Annotated in this window: 16 protein-coding genes and 4 pseudogenes; 7 read left to right on the top strand and 13 right to left on the bottom strand. The window is 70.1% G+C overall.

Going from position 1 to position 20,393, the window contains the following annotated elements; translation table 11 throughout:
- Positions 1–24 precede the first annotated feature (24 nt).
- Positions 25–181: pseudogene (locus Sri02f_RS42445) on the top strand (flavoprotein); the annotation flags it as partial.
- 2 nt (positions 182–183) lie between these two features.
- Here Sri02f_RS42445 and Sri02f_RS01000 read toward each other — a convergent pair.
- The 7 genes and pseudogenes from Sri02f_RS01000 to Sri02f_RS00965 all read right to left on the bottom strand — a co-directional run bounded on the left by Sri02f_RS01000 (position 184) and on the right by Sri02f_RS00965 (position 6,136).
- Positions 184–678: a recombinase family protein gene (locus tag Sri02f_RS01000; protein WP_245970269.1), complete on the bottom strand. Its 495-nt coding sequence runs from the start codon at positions 676–678 to the stop codon at positions 184–186.
- Positions 679–929: 251 nt separating this feature from the next.
- Positions 930–2,354: a hypothetical protein gene (locus Sri02f_RS00995; protein WP_108999144.1), complete on the bottom strand. Its 1,425-nt coding sequence runs from the start codon at positions 2,352–2,354 to the stop codon at positions 930–932.
- A gap of 142 nt (positions 2,355–2,496) precedes the next feature.
- Positions 2,497–3,144 carry a Tn3 family transposase gene (locus Sri02f_RS00990; RefSeq protein ID WP_245970267.1) on the bottom strand — a complete coding sequence of 216 codons (648 nt, stop codon included), beginning with the start codon at positions 3,142–3,144 and terminating at the stop codon, positions 2,497–2,499.
- The gene (locus tag Sri02f_RS00980) at positions 3,134–3,457 is read right to left on the bottom strand and encodes a hypothetical protein (RefSeq protein ID WP_245970260.1); all 324 of its coding nucleotides are present in this window, start codon (positions 3,455–3,457) and stop codon (positions 3,134–3,136) included. Before Sri02f_RS00980 ends, Sri02f_RS00990 begins: the two co-directional genes overlap by 11 nt.
- Positions 3,458–3,695: 238 nt before the next feature.
- Positions 3,696–4,157, bottom strand: a pseudogene (locus tag Sri02f_RS00975) (NUDIX hydrolase); the annotation flags it as partial.
- A 74-nt stretch (positions 4,158–4,231) separates the two neighbouring features.
- Complete coding sequence (locus tag Sri02f_RS00970; RefSeq protein ID WP_245970257.1) at positions 4,232–5,125, bottom strand: ATP-binding cassette domain-containing protein; 894 nt, start codon at positions 5,123–5,125, stop codon at positions 4,232–4,234.
- Positions 5,126–5,254: 129 nt separating this feature from the next.
- Complete coding sequence (locus Sri02f_RS00965) at positions 5,255–6,136, bottom strand: SDR family oxidoreductase (RefSeq protein WP_108999143.1); 882 nt, start codon at positions 6,134–6,136, stop codon at positions 5,255–5,257.
- Positions 6,137–6,224: 88 nt separating this feature from the next.
- Here Sri02f_RS00965 and Sri02f_RS00960 point away from each other — a divergent pair, with 88 nt between their 5' ends.
- Both Sri02f_RS00960 and Sri02f_RS41005 read left to right on the top strand, forming a co-directional pair.
- Positions 6,225–6,803 carry a TetR/AcrR family transcriptional regulator gene (locus Sri02f_RS00960; RefSeq protein WP_108999142.1) on the top strand — a complete coding sequence of 193 codons (579 nt, stop codon included), beginning with the start codon at positions 6,225–6,227 and terminating at the stop codon, positions 6,801–6,803.
- Between the two features lie 117 nt (positions 6,804–6,920).
- Complete coding sequence (locus Sri02f_RS41005; RefSeq protein ID WP_159106630.1) at positions 6,921–7,166, top strand: hypothetical protein; 246 nt, start codon at positions 6,921–6,923, stop codon at positions 7,164–7,166.
- Here Sri02f_RS41005 and Sri02f_RS00955 read toward each other — a convergent pair.
- The 3 genes from Sri02f_RS00955 to Sri02f_RS00945 form a co-directional block, all read right to left on the bottom strand.
- Positions 7,151–8,647, bottom strand: coding sequence for a cellulase family glycosylhydrolase (locus Sri02f_RS00955; protein WP_108999141.1), 1,497 nt, complete (start codon positions 8,645–8,647; stop codon positions 7,151–7,153). The two genes, Sri02f_RS41005 and Sri02f_RS00955, sit on opposite strands and share 16 nt — an antisense overlap.
- Before the next feature lie 191 nt (positions 8,648–8,838).
- Positions 8,839–10,023 carry a cellulose-binding domain-containing protein gene (locus Sri02f_RS00950; protein WP_373865053.1) on the bottom strand — a complete coding sequence of 395 codons (1,185 nt, stop codon included), beginning with the start codon at positions 10,021–10,023 and terminating at the stop codon, positions 8,839–8,841.
- Positions 10,024–10,049: 26 nt separating this feature from the next.
- Positions 10,050–11,273 carry a cellulose binding domain-containing protein gene (locus Sri02f_RS00945; RefSeq protein WP_245970256.1) on the bottom strand — a complete coding sequence of 408 codons (1,224 nt, stop codon included), beginning with the start codon at positions 11,271–11,273 and terminating at the stop codon, positions 10,050–10,052.
- Positions 11,274–11,673: 400 nt separating this feature from the next.
- On the opposite strand from Sri02f_RS00945, the pseudogene Sri02f_RS00940 reads away from it, so the two are divergent.
- Both Sri02f_RS00940 and Sri02f_RS00935 read left to right on the top strand, forming a co-directional pair.
- Positions 11,674–12,213, top strand: a pseudogene (locus tag Sri02f_RS00940) (NF041680 family putative transposase); the annotation flags it as partial.
- 55 nt (positions 12,214–12,268) lie between these two features.
- Positions 12,269–13,807 carry a transposase gene (locus Sri02f_RS00935; RefSeq protein WP_159106629.1) on the top strand — a complete coding sequence of 513 codons (1,539 nt, stop codon included), beginning with the start codon at positions 12,269–12,271 and terminating at the stop codon, positions 13,805–13,807.
- 570 nt (positions 13,808–14,377) lie between these two features.
- Here Sri02f_RS00935 and Sri02f_RS00930 read toward each other — a convergent pair.
- From Sri02f_RS00930 to Sri02f_RS00920, 3 genes and pseudogenes are all read right to left on the bottom strand, one after another.
- Positions 14,378–14,665 (bottom strand): hypothetical protein, encoded by a 288-nt coding sequence (locus Sri02f_RS00930; protein ID WP_108999137.1) that lies wholly within the window; start codon positions 14,663–14,665, stop codon positions 14,378–14,380.
- 297 nt (positions 14,666–14,962) lie between these two features.
- Positions 14,963–17,419 carry an FtsX-like permease family protein gene (locus tag Sri02f_RS00925; protein WP_108999136.1) on the bottom strand — a complete coding sequence of 819 codons (2,457 nt, stop codon included), beginning with the start codon at positions 17,417–17,419 and terminating at the stop codon, positions 14,963–14,965.
- Positions 17,413–18,150: pseudogene (locus Sri02f_RS00920) on the bottom strand (ABC transporter ATP-binding protein). Before Sri02f_RS00920 ends, Sri02f_RS00925 begins: the two are co-directional and overlap by 7 nt.
- A 199-nt stretch (positions 18,151–18,349) precedes the next feature.
- Here Sri02f_RS00920 and Sri02f_RS00915 point away from each other — a divergent pair.
- Positions 18,350–19,621, top strand: a complete 1,272-nt coding sequence (locus Sri02f_RS00915) for a sensor histidine kinase (protein ID WP_108999265.1) — start codon at positions 18,350–18,352, stop codon at positions 19,619–19,621.
- Positions 19,621–20,253, top strand: coding sequence for a response regulator transcription factor (locus Sri02f_RS00910; RefSeq protein WP_108999135.1), 633 nt, complete (start codon positions 19,621–19,623; stop codon positions 20,251–20,253). The genes Sri02f_RS00915 and Sri02f_RS00910 overlap by 1 nt, the downstream gene beginning before the upstream one ends.
- The last annotated feature ends 140 nt before the right edge of the window (positions 20,254–20,393 follow it).

The following is a 20,393-nucleotide window of genomic DNA, read 5'->3' as shown; positions in this document are numbered from 1 at the left end:
TGTCCTCACCGAGGACCAGACCATCGCGCCCCGACCTTCCTCGCCATGACCGGCTACGAGCAGGTCCGCTCCGCTACCGCAGCGATCGCGGGCGACCTCGAGTCCGTCGACCGCGTCGAGCTCACTCTTCCGGAGAGCGGAGTGTGTGGTGGCGCCGGCCTCTTCGACGACCCGGCCGGGCCATCACTGACCGCAGGGGGAACCACCCACTACGGCCGTCTGTCCGGACTCCTCGCCGCGCAGCCCGTCGTAGGTCAGCTCACGCTGGAGGTCGCGCTGGAGTTCACCGGCGGCTGCGAGGGTCTGCACCATGAACTTCACGGTGGACAGCGGTTCGCCGGTGCGCGGGTGGCGGGCGGTGAGGTCCATCGCGGAGAACGCGCCGTCGTGGATGCGCAGTGCCACCTGGTCGTGGTGGAGGACGTCGAGCACGTCGAGGATGCGCCCGGTGCCCTGGAGGAGGCGGAACATCTCGGAGAGGTGCACGGTGTCGCCCGGCCGCGCGCAGGTGAGCAGTTCGCGGAACTTCGGACGCTGGAGGGGGTGGAGGCGGCTGGAGGTACCCGGGTCCTCCTCGAAGAGGACCGGGTCCTCGATGCCAGCCTCGTCGAGGACGAGGTTCTGCCGGGCGGTCGACTGCTGGTCGGTCGAGACCCGCTTGTAGACCAGGTTCGCCACCGAGGGCCCCCTCCGTACGGAGGATCGGACCCTATCTGTCGTCAAACCCTGTCAGCGATCACCATCGGATGTGATCGGATTCGCGCCGCCGCGAACCCGGCGTCGGCAAACGATCGTTTGACGACAGGTGGCCCCGCGTCTAATCAACCCGCGCAATCCGGGTGAGGCGGGAATCGAACCCGCGACTCCCGCCACACAGGTGATCGCCGGACCGATCTTGATTTCGGGCATATCTTCATTCCGGTGAATCGTCATGTCTTGCGCACGGCACCGGTGAAACCGGCGATGAACAGGGTGGCCGACGCCCACGCGGCCAGCTGCAGCAGCCAGCCCGCGACGGTGAGGGTCTGCCCTGCACGGGTACCGGTGGGGGCACATAGGTCAGCCATCCCCGTCTTGACCACCGGCAGACCCAGATCCAAACCCACGCCGACCCGCTCCACGACGCTGCAGGGCGTCGTGGGTGTGCTCGCGCGAGCGGTGTGCTCCAGGCCGCCGCCCGGCCCGCCGAGGACGACCGCCAGCGTGACCGAGCTGGCGAGGACGGCGAACAGCAGCAGCAGCGCTCGCCAGGGTTGATAACCGAAGCCGAGGGCCAGCCCGGTGAATCGGACCCAGGCCCGGTCACGCCGCCGAAGCCCGCCGCGGTCGATCTGGTCCCGCCGCTGCGCCATGAGAATGTCCCGCACCGCGCTGTCGTGGCCGGCCGCCCGGTGGACGGCGGCCAACTGCTGGTACGGCTGGGCGGAGTAGCCAGGCGTGTGGTCACGCAACAGCTCCAGCCACCGGGACAACCCGACCGGCGCCGGCAGGTCCGCGTAGGTCAGCCCGTCGATGCCGACCAGGGCCCCCGTGGCCTGACCCGACCGAGTCACCCCGCTGGTGTCCAACCACAGCGAACCGACCGACACGCCGTTCAAGGCGAGCACGGAGTGTCCGGCGCCGGTGGCCCGGAACCCGTCGCGGAGGAACACGGCTCGGTCGACCCGCAGACCGTCGGCGTGCAGGGCGGGACCGGAGGTGTTCGCCAGCCGCGCCCCGTCGCATGCCAGCCGACCGAGATGGGCGTAGGCGAACCGGACCGTGCCCTGTTCGCCGACGCCGGTGGCCCGGAACCCGTCGCGGAGGAACACGCTGTGATCGACCCGCAGAAACTCGGCGTGCAGGGCGGGACCGGACGTGTTCGCCAGCCGCGCCCCGTCGCAATCCAGCAGACCGAGGTGGGCGCCGAGGAACCGGACCGCGCCGGAAGGTGTGTCGGCGTTGGCAACCGCTCCGCGCATCGTCACCACCGGCGCGGTGAAGCGTGCGGCGTCAACCGGTGGGGCGTGCGAACCCGCGGGGTGCCCGAAACAGGAACCGTCCAGCACGAGGCCGGGCAGCCGGCTGTCGCACAGGTTCAGACCGTCGGGGACGAAGCAGTCGACCAGCTCGATGCGCAGATCGCTGGTGATGTTCGCCAGGTCGACGCGGCCGGTGATGCGCGCCCCGCGCAGCCGCAGCCCGTGTGGGTCCGCCTCGATGTCCCGGCGGCCGCGGACCAGGTCACGGATCAGCGCCGCCGGGACGGTGTGAGTGCCGTCCCAGGACCGCATCGCGGCCTCGTCGACCGGCCCGTCACCGGCCAGGTCCAGCATCTCGCCGTCGCGGACCGCGTCGAGCAGGCTCTGCTCCAACCAATCGGCTGCATCCGAGCATGCTGGCGTGCCCCACCGTACGACGGCAAGCACGCCGACACGAGGCACCGTTGAGCCCGCTGGTCGTCTTCGATGGCGATCTCCGGGTGCAGCAGGGCCAGACGGAACAGCAACTGGCCCGCTACCGCTTTGCTGTCATGGGCTGCCCAACGTCGTCGGCCGCGCGGGGCGGGCGGGGCAGGGTGGCGAACAGCGGGAGTTCGAGCCGGGAGTCCATGTCGAGGCGGAAGGTGCCGTACGGGTTGATGTTCGACCAGGACAAGGCGGTCAGCCTGCGCCGGTCCTCGTCGGTGAGCTTCTTCGCCCAGGCCGGTTCGGCGAGGACCTGCTGAAGCAGCAAGGTGTTGACGTGCACGAGCGCGGACTGGAGCAGGTGCAGCGCGAGCATCGACGTCTCGGCGTGCTCCTTGTCCGGCCCGGTCAGGGCGCCGTCCCTGCCGTAGTGGAGCACGGTGTTCGCCGAGTTCCCGTTCTCCACGACCTGGAGCCCGCCGTGGATCTCCCGGCGCAGGTTGGGGCTGGCCAGATAGCCGCAGGCGAAGATCGTGCGGACTCTCGAACGGGACCGCGGCCGAGCTCTCCGCTCTCCTCGAGCCGGGCGACCATCGCCGCCCGGGCCGCCGCAGTCTCGGAGGTGTCGGCGGCGGACTGCGGCGGAAGGAGGGGCGCGGCGGGCACGGTGTTGTCGGTCAGCACGGGGTTCTCCAGGGGATTGGGTGGTGCGGCAGCGGAAGTCGCCGACGAGTTCGGCACCTCGTTCACGAGGCATCGCTTCCGAGTGATCGGTTGTGCTGCGCGTCGTCCGTGCACGCTGCAGTGGGCACGGTGGGAGGGGCGGTACGGGCTGCGGGAGGCGACGGCACGGTGGTGGCGGGCGGGTCCGGCATCTGCCGTAGGGCGCGGATCGGGGAGCGGGCGAGGACGACGAACGGGACGAGCGGCAGGAGGGTTCCGGCGGTCAGGGCGGGCCGGACACCGAGCCACGTGCCCAGTGCGCCGGCGAGGAGCGCGGCCACGGGCCGGGCGCCGGACGTCAGCCAGGTGATCACCGCCTGCGTCCGCGCCTGCATCCGCGCCTGCATCCCGGCTGTGGTGACGATCTGGCGGATGGATCGCTGGGTGGTGCCCGCGGCACCGGCGCAGGCGAGCTGCAGGAAGAGCGCCGCACCGACCGGTCCCGTGGATCAGCGCGGAAGCGTTCACCGGCTCCAGCCGGCCGTCCAGGCCCGCCGCGAGGAGTTTCGCGCGCAGTGTCGGTGAGGTGACTTCCGGCTGCGGGAGCCACTGGGCGCCGGAGACCTCCTGGTCCTGCAACACGATCGTCGGCGGTTCCTCACCGGCGAGGTAGAGGACGTAGCGGAAGTCGTAGTGGCGGTGGGCCGGTTCGCCCTTGGACGGGCTGGCGTCGATGTCGTGGACGTCGATGTCGATCGGCGAGCCGAGCAGCTGCCGCGTCAGGCACAGGGCGCCCGGCGCGATTCCGGCCTCCTCCGACACCTCCCGCAGCGCCGCGGCGAGCAGCGTGCGGTCCTCGGGCTCGATGTGGCCGCCGGGGGTGAGCATGAGGCCGCCGGTGGCCCGGTGTCGGATGTGCAGGACCCGGCTCTGCCGGTCGACGATGACAGCGCTGCACGTGACGTGCCCGGGCTGCGTCGTCCGGGCGGTCGCGTCGACGGGCCGGTCCAGCGCGGCAAGGAGCTCGGCCAGGGCGTCACGCTCGCCGGGGTGCCGGCCGAGGTACGCCTCGACGGTCCTGCGGATCGCGGTGGAGCTGGGGGACATGGGCGTCGTCTCGCCTTCGAAGTCGTGAGAACGGGGTGGCGGGCAGGCTGAGGGATTGGGGGCGCTCGAGTGGATCAGCTCGCCGTCTCGTGGCCGGACGGCTGGGCGCCGCGGGGGCCGGGAACGCCGTCGGACGCCGCCGCGATCCCGTACTGCGCGGCCTGGGCGGTGAACATCCCCTGGTACAGACCCCCCGTGCGGGGCATCAGGTCCTCGTGGGTGCCGTCCTCGACGACGCTGCCGCGATCGAGAACGTAGATGTGGTCGGCGTGCATGGTCGCGGCGAGACGGTGGGTGACGAGCACGACCGCGTGCCCCTCCTCGGCCAGGGACCACAACCCCTCGAACGCGGCGATCTCCTCATGAGGGTCGAGGGCGCTTGTCGGCTCGTCGACCAGCAGGAACGGCGCCTGCCGGTACCTTGTTCGAGCTGTCCCCAGCTTCTGGCACTGGCCTCCCGAGAGCTGGACACCGCGCTCGTAGCCCTTGAACACGATCGAGTCCCAGCCGTTCGGCAGGCCCTCGACCAGTTCGAGCACGTCCGCCTCATCGGCGGCCTGGCGGACGCGGTCCATGTCGCGGGGGCGGTCGCCGGCACCCATGGCCACGTTCGCGGCCGCCGTCATCTCCCATCGCGGGAAGTCCTGTGCGAGCAGACCGACTTCGGCGAAGATCTGGGCGCGGTCGGCCTCACGCAGCTCGACCTGCTCGCCCGACTCGCCCACCCACCACACGTCCCCCTCGGCGGGGAGCAGCAGTCCGGCCAGCACCCGCGTGAGGGTGGTCTTCCCCGAGCCGTTCGCACCCACCAGGGCCGTCACCTTCCCCCGCGGCACGCGCACGCTCACGCCCTTCAGGGAAGGACCGTCGGCGCCCGGATAGGTGAACGAGACCGCCTCCGTCCTCACCTCCCGCACCGGTGCGGGAAGCGGGGCACAGGTGAGCGGGATCGCGTTCTCGTCTGCCACCTTGATGGCGTCCTCGGTGTCGGTGAGGAACAGCAGCTCCTCGTACGGCCGGTCTGCTGATTCAGGAGCAGGGGCGGTAACGGGGGATCGCTTCGGTCAGGGAGCCTGCCCGAACGTCCCGGTCGCCGGTCAGGGCTGGATGTTCTCCAGGTCGTCCAGGAGGCTGGGGTGCTTGGGCTCCCAGCCGAGCGCCTGCCGGGTGTAGACGCTGGACGAGGGCTGGTCGCTCGCGAAGATGTGGCCGAGGGGGCCGAAGGTCTCCGCCGGTACCGACTCGACCGGCAGGTCCAGCCGTCGGCCGATGACCGTGGCAATGTCGCGAACGCTGTCCCCCTCATCGGCCACGGCGTGCCAGGAGGTACCCGCTTCCGCCTGTTCCAGAGCGAGCCGGAAGAGGACCGCCGCGTCGAGCGCGTGCACGGCCGGCCAGTTCTGTGCGCCGTCACCCGGGTAACCGGACACTCCGGTCCGGCGCGCGATGTCGGTCAACAGGCCGGCGAATCCGCCGGAACCCTGGTTGTGAACCGTGCGCGGCAGGCGTACGGCGCTGCTGCGGACCCTGCGCGAGGACAGCCCCAGGACCGACGTGACCGCACTACCGCGACCGCCGACCGGCCCGTCGGTGGGCACCGGGTCGCTTTCGACGGATGCGCGGCCCGGCACGGCGGGCGTACCCGAGCAGGTGACGAAGGGGCGGTCGCTGCCGACGAGTTCCTCGCCGAGGGCCGCGAGGGCGGCGCTCTCCTCCGCGACCGACTTCGCGAGGGTCTCGGGGCTGCTGAAGTTGTGGTCGAACGCGAGGTGGATCACCCCGTCGGCTCGGGCGGCGCCGGCGCGGAGGGTGTCCAGGTCGGCGAGGGCTCCCCGGAGGGGCTCGGCACCGGCCGCCTCCACGGCCTGCGCGGATGCGTCGGAGCGTGCGAGTGTGAGGACGGTGTGGCCGTTGTCGAGCAGTTCGGCGACGACAGCGGAACCGATCAGACCGGTGCCGCCGGTGACGAAAACGCGCATGGGAAACCCCCCCAGGAGTGATGGGACTCTTGTCCCATCACTCTACGGCAGCGACGGGACAAGAGTCCCATCACTTAGGATGGTGACCATGGGCAGATGGGAACCGGGCGCGCGTGAACGCCTCGTCGTGGCTGCCGTCGACCTGTTCACCGAGCAGGGGTACGACGCCACGACGGTCGCGCAGATCGCCGAGCGGGCAGGAGTTACCAAGAGCACCTTCTTCCGGCACTTCCCCGACAAGCGCGAGCTGCTGGTGGCCGGACAGGAGACGCTGAGCCGACTGCTGTCTGAGGGGATCGCCGACGCGACCGCTGACGCCAGCCCGCTTGAGGCGGTCGCCGCCGGTCTGGAGCGCGCGTCGAGCGCGATGGGCCCCATGAGCCGCGAGCTCGCGCCTCGCCTGAAGGCGGCCGTCGCCGCCAGCGCCGAACTCCAGGAGCGTGACGCCCTCAAGAGCGTCAGCCTCGCGGCCGCGATGACGACCGCTCTGGTCGCCCGCGGCATACCTGATCCGACCGCGGCACTGGCGGGCGAGCTGGGCGTCCTCGCCTTCAAACGGGGATACGCCCAATGGTCCGAGGGCGACCATGACGGCAACGGCGAGCTCGCCAGGTACACCCTGGCAGCCCTGGACGAACTGCGTGCAGCGAGCGCCTCGCTGGGCTGACCGGCAACCTCACCCCGCCGTTCACGGAACTTCGGCCAGAGCCAGATTCAAAGAGCGTCATCACCCGGCCAGGCCCTCACGGCCGCCCGCGTACGCGAAGGAAAATCACCCGCCCGGGTGCCGCTTCACGGCTGGGCCGGACAGCTGTGGTGGGGCGACCACGGGCCCGACCATGACGTCTGGCGGTACTCACCCGGGCTGCCGCCGAACGGCCCGTACATGTCCAGCTCCCTGCCGACCACCACCCCGGGGCCGACCGGGTCGGGGCGCAGGCAGACACCGACCAGCACGATCTCCGCACCGGCCGGTGCGCTGTCGACGACCCGGGCGAGGACCTGGGCACTGGGTTATGGGGTCGAGTAGGGGTCTTGGCTGATCAGGTGGGCCTTCAGACCCTCTCCGACGCCGGGTTCCGGGGTGCCCGCCCAGTCCTTGATGAGCACGCCACCACTGCTGCAGCCCCAGGGGTTCCAGGTCCACGCGAGATAGCTCATGTTGTGCGCGTCGGCCCAGTCCACCAACTGCTGCATGTAGTCGAAGCCGCAGTTGTCCTGGCCGAACTCACCGATGACGACCGGCACGTGCTGGGCGAGCGGCGCGACTTGGCTGTCCCAGCAGGACACTGTCGCACAGGCGTTGAAGCTGTACGAATGCCATGACGCGGCGATGTTGTTCAGCGGGTCGTTCGGCATGTGCGTCAGCCACTCGCGCATGTCGTTGGCCCACTCAAGGCCACCCAGCATGAGCACGTTGGTCGCGCCGGTGGCCCGGACCGCGTCGACCAGGTCCTGCATGCCGGCCGTCTCGTACGGGAGGCCCGTGCAGGTGCCGCCGTCGCGCCAGCACTGCCAGCCGACGGTCTTGTCCCAGCCGGCGGCGATCTCCGGGTACGGCTCGTTGAACAGATCGAGGACGACGGCGTCATTGCCCTTGAAGGCGTCGGCGACACCGGTCCAGAACTGGGGGGCGTACTGCGCGTCCGGCATGGGTTTCTGGCAGGTCGCGGTGGCGTCCTTGCAGTGCCAGTCCGGCCCGTTGGTATAGGCGCCCCGCGTCCAGTGCAGGTCGAGGATCGGGGTGATGCCATTGGCGACCAGCAGGTTGACGTAATCTTTGACGCCCTGCTGGTAAGCGGTCCCCTGGGGCGAGCCGTTGAGGCCGAGCCAGCATTCCTCGTTCAACGGCACACGTACCGCGTGGATGTTCCAGGTCTTCATCGCGTCGACGGAAGCCTGGTCGACCGGGCCGCCGTCCCACAGTCCCTTGCCCTGAACACAAGCGTATTCACCGCTGGAGCGGTCCACGCCCAGCAGCCGGTACGGCTTGCCGCTCGCGGTGACGATCTTGTTGCCGGAAACCTTCAACTCCGGGGCCGGACCGCTGGGACCGCCGGTCGGAGTGGGGGTGGGGCTGGGGGTCGGGGATGTCACCGAGCCGGTACAGGTCACGCCGTTGAGCGCAACCGATGCGGGTTGCGGATTGGCGCCCTTCCACGCACCGTTGAACCCGATGGACGCCGACCCGCCCGTGTCCAGCGTCCCGTTCCAGTCGAGGTTGGTGGCGGACACGTGGGCTCCGGACTGTGCCCAGGTGGCACTCCAGCCGTTGGTGACCTTCTGGTCGGAGTTCGGGAAGTCGAACGTCGCGGTCCACCCTCGCACGGGGGAGCCGAGATTGGTGATGGCCAGGTCCGCGGTGAACCCCCCCGGCCATTCGCTCTGCACCTTGTACGCGACCGAGCAGCCGGTGGCGGCTGCCGATGCGGGCAGGGCGGCGATGGCAAGGCCACCCAGGATCAGTGCACCGGCGGCGCCGGTGGCTATCAAGGTGTAACGACGTTTCACCTGATCTCCTTGTTGCGTAAGGGATCGATGAGCTCGATACCCATCTGATCGACGGACGGGTGAGCCAGGGCCCAGGCCGAGGGCCTGCAGCTGACCGGTCCACCAGGCGGGTGCTACGCGCCGTACGGATCAAGGAATCGACGACTGTCGCGCGTTCAGATCCTGTCGTCCCGGCACATTCCATGCGGCCGTCAGCAGCCGATCGGTGAGGAGCCCAGGGCCACGTCGTCGAACCAGAGAGTGTCATCCCCGGTGCCGTAGCTCTCCCAGCCCAGCCGCAGGCCGGTGGGGCGGGGAGGGGTCCTGCGGGCGAGCCACTGCCCGTCGACGTTCTGGGTCGGCACCCCATCCACGCGCAGCCCGGCGATCTCCTGGTCGTCGACCCAGGTGCGCATGGACTGGGCGGTGGTGTCGATCTGGTACCGCAGGCACAGCCACCGGCCGGTCGCCAGCGGGGTGCTGAGCCCGACACCCGCCGGGCTCTGTTCCGGCAGCGTCGCGTCGTCGCTCTCGCGGTTCCACTGCAGCGCGCCGTTCTGCCCGCCGACGCGCAGCGCCTTGCTGCCCTGTGAGGCGTCCGGCATGGACACGAAGGTGACGTGGTTGATGGGCAGGGCGGTGGTGTGCCGAACCCGCATCCGCACGTACACCACGGGCCCGACGGAGGACAGATCGCGGGTGGAGGCTGCGAAGACGTGGTTGCAGTAGCCGGCGCCGCCGTCGACGCGCAGCGACCTGGTGCCGCTGTAGGCGACGGACGTGTCGACGCTGACCTTCCCCGTTCCCTGGCAGTCGGGTGCCGTGGTCTGCCAGGCGCCCGAGGGCACGGTGCCGGCTTGGTCCTCGAAGTCGGAGCAGATCGTCACGCCGGCCCCGGCGCAGTCGGCCGGCGCCGTGGACGTCGGCGTCGGCGTCGGCGTGGGAGTCGCCGTCGGCGTCGGCGTGGGAGTCGCGGTTCCGCCGCACGGAGCGCCGTTGAGGGCAAAGGCGGTGGGGGCGGGGTCGGCGGTGCCCCAGGTGCCCTGGAGGCCGAAGTCCACGGACCCGCCGGCCGCGAGCACGGCATTGTGCGCGGCGTTCACGGCGGTCACCGCGCTGCCCGACTGGGTGACCTGCGCGTTCCAGGCGGACGTGACCTGCTGGTCGCCGCTGTAGGCCCACTCCAGCCGCCAGCCGTTCAGGGCGGCGCCGAGATTCGTGACGCGGATCTGGGCGGTGAAGCCGCCGGACCACTCGTTGGTGGTGTACGTGACCGTGCAGCCCGTCGCCGCGCCCTGTGCGCGCGACGTCGCGATGGCGGGAAGGGCAACCGCCACCACGGTCAGAACCAATGCCCACAGAGGGAGCCGGTGGCGGCGCACGCGTAATGAAGTCATAGCCATGACCACTCTCTCGACGGGAGTCAGGACGCGGTGCAGGAGAGCGTGCCGAGGTCTCGGTCGTCGCCGTTGAGCGTCATTCCCCAGGTCGTCGACGCGCCCGGCGCCAGGGAGCCGTTGTAGGAGGCGTTGTGCACGGTGGTGGCGGGGCGGGATGGATCCACCACCGCGTTCCAGCGGTTCGCCACGGTCACACCGCCCGGCAGGGTGTGGTGCACCGACCAGCCGGCGACCGGCCGGGACCCGGTGTTGGTGACCGTGACGTCGGCCTGGTACCCGCCCTGCCATGAGCCGGTCAGCTTCCACTGCGCCGTGCAGGCGGTGTCGCCGGAGGGGCTCGGCGGGGGAGTGGGAGGCGGTGTCCCTCCAGAGGTGTCAGTGGTGTGGGGGACGGCGGTGTAGTCCTGCGAGCAGCCTCCCGCGCAGCCCGACGGCAGCGAGAAGGAGTACGTACGGCCGCCGCCCAGCCAGGCGTCGGCGGCGTCGCGGATCCGTATGGTGAAGTCGCTTCCGCCGGAGGCCGTCGCGCCGATGACATAGGACTGCCCCATGTCGCTGTTCATGGTGGCGTCGGTCCAGGTGCCGTTCGCCAGGTACTGGATGCCGTGGACGCCGTTGGGCAAATGGGAGACGGCGATGGCGGGCCAGTACCGCTGGGCTCCCCTGAGAAAGCCGATACGGATGTCGCCGCTGTAGTCCGGGGCCGGGACGAAGCTCCAGGAGACATGACGGTTGTTCCAGCGGTCCGGGTACATCGCCCCCACGGGGGTGCCGCCGATCCGGAAGCGGTTGAGGGAATCGGTCGCCAGGTCGAGGTGGTTCGGGTCGTCCCGGCACCAGGCGTTGGAATCGGCACAGCTGTCCGCGACGAGCATGGTCAGGGTGGCCCCGTTGTACTTGTCGGCCACCCAGGAGCCGTTGCGGCAGAAGGGCTGGCCAGGGGCGCCGTCGTTGGTGCCGGTGCAGTAGTCCCCGATGGTGACCTTGACCCAGCGGCCGCAGTTGCGGCCGTTGTCGAAGACACCCTTGATCGATGCCTTCGAGTCCGGCACCGGGCGCGGGTAGGAGCCCGAGTAGTCGCCGGGCGTGTTGAACACGTTGAGCGCCACGAAGTCCTGGCTGTCCAGTTCGCGCTGCGGCAGACCGCAGCCGCCGTAGGGGCTGCCGAGCCCGTCGAAATGGGTCGCGTTGCCCAAGACCTCGGTGGCGGCGACGCTCGCCACGGGCGGCTGGCCGGCCGCGGCCACGACGGGTAACGCGGCACAGCAAAGCGCTGCCAGCGACACAGCAATGCGCTTTCGGGCGGGCGAGCGGTGGATCGAAAGAAGCTGCATGGGGGGATCCGCCTTCTTCGTGACGGGGCACCGTGACGTTCGTGTGGGACTCCTCTCGGAGTGAGCGCTGGAGCACCCCACTGTGGGAGCGCTCCCACAGTCTCCGTATCCGGGACTGTAGAAGAGGGCCATGACCCTGACAAGGGGTCGCGTTCCCATCGGAGTTTTCGCCGTGTCCGAGCTGGGGCGTGTGCCCGGCCCGGACAGGGGTGGAATCAGTGGGGGTTCGGCCTCTGCTTGGTGCCGCAACGCCCGGCGGTGGTGCGCACCGGATGCGCGCGGTGCGCACCGCCGCCGTCCCCGGATGCGCACTCACGAACCCGACGTCACCACAGCTACGGACGCCACTCGATACGGCAAGGCCGAGAACGATCGCCTGGGACCGGATGCACCCCAGGCTCACCCACCGAGGCCCCTGGCTGGACCATGCCAAAGAGGAACTGCCCATCCTGCACGGCACGTTGATTCGTCTCAAGGTCGAGCGCCTGTCGGGCGACCGCGACCCGAAACCGGTCTGGCTGTGGCGCTCCGCCACCGCAGCCACACCGGTGGACGTCGACCGCTGGTGGCGATCCTTCCTCCGCAGATTCGACCTGGAGCACACCTTCAGGCTCCTGAACCAGACCCTCGGCTGGACGGCCCTGAAGGTCCGCCTCGCCGACAGCGCCGATCCGTGGACATGGCTCATCATCGCCGCCCACATTCAACTCCGCCTCGCCCGCCCCCTCGCCGAGGACCTGCGCCGTCCCTGGGAGCGAGCCGCCGCCGCCCCCCCGCCCGCGTCCGCCGGGGGTTTCGCAACGTCCGCGCGACGGCGGCGAGGCTGTCGCACGGCTCCTGCCCGGTGAAGGTCAAGAGCGATTCGTTGTTCGGTTCCGAGGATCAGGGAGGCGTCGAAATCTTGGTTGGTGGGGCGGAACTTCTTGTCGTGCGACCGTGAATGTGATCTTGAAATGCCGCTGGATGTGCGGGAGTGGCTGCCGCCCGAGCACCTGTGCTGGAAGGTGCTCGAAGTCGTCGAGCTACTTGACCTATCGGGGTTCGAGAACAGCTACCGTGACGACGGGCAGGGTGGTGTGGCCTACCCTCCCACGAGCCTGATTGCGTTGCTCCTGTACTGCTACAGCAAGGGAGTACGTTCCTCCCGTCGCATCGAGCCGGCTTGCTGGGACGACGTGGGCTGCCGCATCATCACCGCGAACCGCCGAGTGGACCACTCCACCGTCGCACGGTTCGTACGACGCCACCGTGCCGCCTTGAACTCACTGTTCGTGCAGGTGTTGTCTCTGTGCGGCCGACGCGGCCTGGTCGATCTTTCAGCGGTGGCCGTAGACGGCTCGCCGATGGAGGCGAACGCCTCACGCGACGCCAACCAACGGCTCCAGCGCCTAGAGGAGACCATCTCTCAGTGCGAGAAAGAGATCCACGCGCTGATGGAGGATGTAGTCGACCACGCGCTGAGCGTCGAGGCCAATGGCTCGACAGCACAGGGCGATGGCGAGGACGCGTGCGACAACTGGCCTCGCCTGTCCCGGCTGTGCGGCCGGCTCACCCGGGCCCACCTGGCCAGGGACAGACTGTATGAGCGGGCTATGCCTTCACCTACCGAGATCCGGATCAAGGTCGAAGCCGCCGAGCGGATGGTGGCCCGCGCGGAGAAGCGCCTGGCCGCCGAGACCAAGGCTCACCAGGAGATGCTGAAGAAGTACGAGCTCCGCGTCCGAGAGGACCGGGCGGCAGGACATCGTGGAGCAAACGGACGGCCGCCGGTCTCGACGGAGCACAAGACCGTCCTCGTTCGCCAGCGAACGCGACTGGTGAAGATGCGGGCCTGGCTGGAGCGGGCCCGCACACCCCGGCCGTCCCCCTCCCCGGAGTCCCGTGCCTGCCTGAGCGATCCCCACTCCCGGCTGATTCCCGGCAAACGCGGCGGCTACCTGCAGGGATACAACATCCAGATCGTATGCGCCCGCCGTCAATTCCTGCTGGCCATCGAAGCGCACGACAATCCCTCGGACAGAACGGCCCTCGTTGCGATGGTGAAGAAGACCCAGCACAATCACCAAGCCGCACAGCTCCCCGACGACATCCAACTCTGGCTCGCCGACAGCGGCTACGCTTCCGCCGCCTCATTCGAGGCCCTCGCCGAACTTCCGCTACTGGTCTCGGTCACCAGCGATGCCGACCAGGCAGGCTTTCCCGCGAAACGTCAGCAGGCCCCTGCCGGCCAGCAGGACATGGCGGCCCGCCTCGCCACCCCAACAGGACGGGCCCAGTACCGTCAACCCAGTGCCCTGGTCGAGCCGGGATTCGCCCAGATCTTCCAACGCTTCGGACGACACCTCAACTACCGCGGCCGCCAAGCGGTGGACGCCGAGATCAAGCTCCTCGGCACAGTGCACAACCTCAACAAGCTCATCAATCACACGCCCAAGAAGCACCCTTGACCTTCACCGGGCAGGAGCCGTGCGACAGCCTCCGGCCCGTCCGTCGGCCACACCGAAACCGTCCAAGCCGGGTCAGGGACGGCCTCCCGGTCGAAGAACAGGCAGCGGGCCACACGGCACGACGTCGGCAAGACGGTCGAACGTGCTGAGTCGATCAAGGAACACCAAGCCCGCCGAGGATTGTAGGTGATGCGCTGTGCGGCGAAGGGGCCATCCCTCGCTCGTGCGGGGAGCAGGCCTAAAGGTTCGTGCGCACATCGACGCTCATGGGACCGTCCCGCGCGGACGGGAGTGGACGAGCTCGTCCGTCAGTGACGGCGGGCCCGGGGGAGCATCCCCGCGTGGACGGGGAGCAGGTAGCGGCGGTGCGGGTCAGCTGGATGGCCCTGGGGTCATCCCCGCGCCCAGGGGATGGCCCCGCCACACCGAGACCGCCCCCGAGAAGCAGCAACTGCTCCCCGCGCCCGTGGGGGCAGCGCCGGCCGGCCTGCAGGCCGGCGCCCATGGGGCCTCCGGGCTGGAGCGTCAGCCGCGCGCAGCCGTCATACCGCCTCGTGAGGACCGGACAGTTCACGGCCTCTTCTCGAACAGTTCTACGATCTGCCTGGTGTGGGCGGTGGCCGGGTGGTCGGGGCCGAGGGCCCGGACCTGGTCGGCGAGCAGGCTGCGCAGTACCTGATGGGCGACGGGCAGCTCGCGGGCCCTGATGAGCCAGTCGACGAGGTCGCGGCGTGCGGCCAGGGCCTTGGGATGGTCGGGGTGAAGGTATTTCCCGTAGTTGTCGATCAGCACGGCGAACTCGGTGATCGCACGCTGGACATGACCGCACGAGGTCGAGGAACTGAGGGCGCGTCTCACCCGTCAGGAGTCCGTGATCAACCAACTCACCGAGTTCGAACAGCGAGCGATCAGCCGACTTGCAGCGCAGTACGCCGAGATGGAGCATCTGCGGTCCACCTCCGATAGTCCCACGGCCACTGTCTGCTCCCTGCCAGCCCAGCATTGACGTCGCTCGTTGAACGGAAACCCGCCACTCCGAAGCAGGGCCGATCACGTTCGCCGTTCCCCACACGCCTCAGCAGCGACGCTTGCTGGTGGGGGCGGAGCCCGGTTGTTGGGGCACCGCGGCATCCGCAGGCCAGCGCCGGTCAGAGGTCACTCGCGTACGCCCGCCAGCTCCACCGCCCTGCGGCGCAGAGAGAGGCCGGCCGGAGCGACCGCCGAGATCACGGCGAGCACCGCGCAGGCGCTCAGGGCCGCCGCGAGCGTCGCCCACGGGACCTCGATGGGCGTCCACACCGAGAGCAGGCCCAGCGCGCTCCACATACCCAACAGGTTGAGGCCGGCGACCAGTGCTCCCAGCAGTCCGCCGACCATGACCACCATCAGCGCCTCGGCTCCCACCAGCCGCAGCACCTGCCACCTGGTGGCGCCGACCAGCCGCAGCACAGCCAGCTCGCGGACCCGGTCGGAAGTCGCCATGACCATCGTGTTGACCAGCGAGATGCCGGTGTAGAGGAGAGCGATCCCGAGGACCAGGAGGAACCCCATCCGGGTCGTCCTGTTGGTCTCGGGGTACGTCGCCCGCACCCAGGCGTCCCTGGTCAGGACCTGCCCGCCCGACGCCCGCACCGCCTGGCGCAGACCGGCGGCCACGGTGCCCGCGTCGGCACCGTCCGTGAGGCGTACGTCGACCCGGTCGACGGGTGCCGCGGGGGCGTTGCGCGGGGTGACGTAGACGCCGTTGTTGCCGGTGCCGATGGTCATGACCGCGGCGACCTTCAGGGACTTCCGCGTGCCGTCACCGAGCCACACTTCCACCCGCTCGCCCACGGTGTGCTTCCTCCACTCCCCGTTGACGATGATCGAGTCGTCGTCCAGGTCGCTCGCCTTCCCCGCGGCGAGCGGGAGACGGGCCGTTGCCGCGAGCCCTTCCGGCTCGACGGCCCTGGCATCGGACCTGATGAGCGCCACACCGTCCTCCAGCACGTACACGGCGCTCGACGAGCTCGCCGAGACCTCGGCACGGGACACGGCCCGAAGCCGCTGCAGCGTCGCCTCGTCGAAGCCGGTGCCGCCCGCCTCGGTGACCACGAAGTCGGCGGTCGTCTGCTCGCGCACCTCGGTGGCCTTCGCCTCGTTGAGGGTGGCGGTGGCACCGAGCAGCGAGCCCGCCAGCGCCACCGTGACCAGCACGGGCGCCGCGACGGCGGCGGTGCGGCGCACCCCGGCGGCGGCGTTCTCCCGCACCAGCATCCCGCCGGCGCCCGGCAGTTGGGCCGGCAGCCAGGCGATCAGCCGGGCCAGTGGCCGCACCAGCACCGGCGCGAGCAGCGCGACCGCGGTGATCAGCAGCATCGGTCGGCTCACATAGGTCTTGCGCTGCAGCAGGTCGCCCTGGTCCGTCACCAGGGCCAGGGCCAGCGTCACCGCGGCGGTGATCAGCAGGGCCGCACCGAACAGCCAGCGGCCCCAGGTCATCGGTCGAGTGTCAACGGACGCCTCACGCAGTGCCTCGGTGGGACCGGTGCGCCCGGCCCGCCAGGACGCGGCCAGCACCCCGCACAGGGCCACGAACAGGCCCGTGCAGAACGCCATGTGATAGGGCCAGGTGTGGTCCCCGATGGTGAACCAGCGGGGCGCAAGGCTCTCGTCGACCGCCCACTCGGCGAGCTTCGGAGCCCCGTAGGAACCGAGCACACAGCCGGCGGCCGAGGCCAGTACACCGACCACGAGCGCCTCGGAGACGACCATGCGGCGGATCTGCCCCGGGGTCGCCCCGGCGGTGCGCAGCAGCCCGAACTCGCGGCGCCGCTGGGCCACCGCGAACGCGAAGGCCGAGGCCACCACGAACACCGACACGAACCCGGTGACGCCGCCGGCCGTGCCGAACATGGCGTTCATCGCGGTAAGGGCCTCGCTGTCCCGGTCGGGGTCGGCGTCGGCGTACCGGCGCGCGTCCCCGGTGAGGACCTGAACGCCCTCGCTGCCGCGCACCGCCTCGCGCACGGCCGCCGCATCCGCGTCGACCACGAGCTGGAAACTGCGCGGCGCCAGTTCGGCAGCGTGGGCGTCGGTGTAGAACACGGCGTTCTCGAAGCCGAGCCCGCCCACGGCGCCGACGACGCGCACCGTGCCGCCGTCGGTCCGCACCCGGGCGCCCGGACGGGCCCAGTCACCGCTGACGACGATCTCGTCAGCGGCCTCGGGCGCGCGTCCCGCGTCGAGCTCGTACGGCGCGAAGGCCGCCGTGGACCAGGGGTGTCCCACCAGATCGGAGGGCCCGCCCTCCGCCCGCACGGCGAACGACCGGTCCTCGACGACGGTCCCGAGATCCCGCAGCTTCGCGGCCGCGTCGTCGGGCACGGCACGCGGCTGAGCGAGCTTCTGGGTGCGGTCGCCGATTGAGGTGAGCACCTCAAGGGTGTCCTGGCCCTTGACGACGACCGGCGCGGCGGCGAACCGCTCCGGCCCCCGGTCGGGAGCGTCCAGCGAGGACGCCAGGGCCAGCCCCATCACGGCGATCAACGCCACGCCCAGGGAGAGGGCGACGAAACTGCCCACGAAGGTGACCCAGCGGGTATGCAGGGTGCGCAGCGTGATGCTCAGCACGGCGCCGCCTCGAGCTTGGTCATGCGCGCCGCGATGTCCTCGGCCAAGGCGCCGATCAGCTCACCGTTGACCCGGCCGTCGACGAGGAAGACGACGCGGTCGGCATAGGAAGCGGCGACGGGGTCGTGGGTGACCATGATGATCGCCTGACCGTCCCGGTCGACCATGGCGCGCAGCAGGGTCAGCACCTCGCGGCTGGTCTGCGAGTCGAGCGCGCCGGTCGGCTCGTCGCCGAACAGCACTTCGGGGCGGGTGATCAGGGCGCGGGCCAGGGCAACGCGCTGCTGCCGGCCGCCGGACATCTCAGTCGGCCGGTGCCGCGCCCGGTCGCCGAGTCCGACCAGTTCGAGCACCTCGCGCACCTGGGTCTTCTTCGGGCGCCGGCCGGCCAGCCGCAGCGGCAGGGCCACGTTCTGCTCGGCGGTCAGCGAGGGCAGCAGGTTGAACGCCTGGAACACAAAGCCGATGCGCTCGCGGCGCAGCAGGGTCAGCTTGGTCTCGTTCAGCCCGGTCAGCTCGGTGTCGCCCACGGTGACCGAGCCCGACGTGGGTCGGTCCAGGCCCGCGGCGCACTACAGCAGGGTCGATTTGCCGGACCCGGACGGGCCCATCACGGCGGTGAAGGTCCCCCTCGGGAAGGCGAGCGATACCTCGTCCAGGGCGGTGACGGACGTGCCGCCCGAGCTGTACCGCCGGGTCACGGAGCGCAACCGGATCGCGTCGTTGCTCATATGTTCTCCCACCAGTACCCGCTCCTTGGCTCGTTGGTTCCTCCACGAAACCGCGAAAGCCTCGCCTGACGCAGTACGGCACGAACGAGACTTGGGGTAGTGCCAGGCCTACCCCTGATACGCACCCTGGACCGATGGCGCCGGACTGGTGGGGCCACTTACGGTCATGCACATGCACTCTCGGAACGTGTGGCAGGCCATGTCCCGGCCGGGCTTCCTGCTGTCGGCCTGGCCCTGGCGCGTCACCGCGTATCTGCTCACCGGCGCGGTCACCGGCGCCGCCGCCCTGGTGGGGATCGTGACGGTGGCAGCGGTCTGCGGTGCACTCGCTATCGTCCTGGTGGGGCTGCCGCTGCTCATCGTGGTCGCCCTCAGCGGGATCCCAGTGGCCGGGGTGGAGCGGCGCAGGCTGCGCCTGATCGACCGCAACCCGGTGTCCAGTCGGCACCAGGTGCCGGCCGCGCCGGGACTGTGGGCCTGGCTGAACACCCGGCTGCGCGAACAGGCGACCTGGCGGGAGCTCGGGTACGCGTTGCTGTTCGCCGGGCTGCTGTGGCCCGTCGATGCCCTGGCGATCACGGTCGCCCTGCTCTTCCCGCTGTCCATGGTCACCACCCCGCTGCTGATGGCCACGGTCGGCGACGGCCGAGAAGCGAAGGTGCTTAAGCAGTGGACGGTCACCACCTGGCCGACCGCCTTCGGCGTCGCCGTGCTGGGCCTGCTCCTGATGGGCCTGGGCGCTTACGTGCTCGGCGTCACAGCGGGCGCCCGCTCCGAACTGGCCCGGCTGCTGATCGCCTCCCGCGAGGGCGAGCTCGGCGCCAAGGTGGTCGAACTGGCCCGCTCCCGCGTCCGGTTGGTCGAGGCCTTCGAGGCCGAGCGGCGCCGTATCGAGCGCGATCTGCACGACGGCGCCCAACAGCGCCTCGTGGCCCTGACGATGGCCCTCGGGCTGGCCCGCCTGGACGCCCCTCCCGGCCCGCTCGCCGACCAGCTCACCAAGGCCCACGAGGAGGCGGGCAAGGCGCTCGCGGAACTGCGCGAGCTCATCCACGGCATCCACCCCAAGGTCCTCACGGACTACGGCCTTCAAGCCGCGGTCGCCGACGCCGCGGACCGCTGTGTGGTCCCCGTCGACGTCGACTTCGAACTGCCGGGCCGACCACCCCAGGCGGTCGAATCCGCTGCGTATTTCGTGGTCTGCGAGGCGCTGACCAACGTCGCCAAACACAGCGGCGCCGACCGCGCGCAGGTGTGCGGCGGTCATCGCGACAGACGCCTCTTCCTCGAGGTGCGCGACGACGGCTGCGGCGGCGCGGACGCCTCGGCAGGCAGCGGCCTCACCGGTCTCGCGGACCGGGTATCGGTCCTGGATGGCAGACTTGCCCTGACGAGTCCGCCGGGTGGGCCGACTCTCTTGCGTGTGGAGTTTCCTTGCGAGTTGACCAAGGCGGCCGATCACTCCGCGTAGTGCTGGCCGAAGACAGCGTGCTGCTGAGGGAAGGGCTCATCGGCCTGCTCAGCCGCTGCGGCAACGAGGTGGTGTCGGCCGTCGGGGACGCGCAGGCACTCGTCGCCGCGGTCGAGGAGCATGCCCCCGACATTGTGGTGACGGACGTACGCATGCCGCCCGGTTTCCAGGACGAGGGCCTGCACGCGGCAGTGCGGCTGCGCGCCAAGCGCCCCACACTGCCGGTCCTGGTCCTCAGCCAGTACGTGCAACGGACATACGCAGCAGAACTCCTGGACTCCGGCGACGGATCGGGTGTCGGCTATCTGCTCAAGGACCGGGTTGGCCAGGTTGAGGAATTCGTGGAAGCGCTGCACAAGGTGGCGGACGGCGGGACGGTGGTCGACCCCGAGGTCGTGCGCCAATTGCTGCGCCGCCGCCGCGATCCGCTGGAGCAGCTCACCCCGCGCGAACGAGAGGTGCTTGCGCTCATCGCCGAAGGCAAGTCCAACGGCGCGATCGCCAAGGAGCTGGTGGTTTCCGAAGCGGCGATCGGCAAGCACATCGGCAACATCCTCACCAAGCTGGACCTACCTCCGACGGACAAGACCCACCGCAGGGTCCTGGCCGTGCTCACTTACCTGCGGGCCTGACCCCGACCGCGCGCACCGTACAGCGTTCGTTGCCGCCTGCATGCCACGTCCACTCTCGTGGATGGCGCGGATGACCTCTCATTCTGTGATCTCCATCGCAAATCACGTGATGTGGAATCCGACACCGGACCCTTGGTCGA

This window comes from Streptomyces rishiriensis, assembly GCF_003112535.1.
GTDB classification, from domain to species: Bacteria; Actinomycetota; Actinomycetes; order Streptomycetales; family Streptomycetaceae; genus Streptomyces; species Streptomyces rishiriensis.
This window is presented reverse-complemented; position numbering and strand designations above follow the sequence as displayed.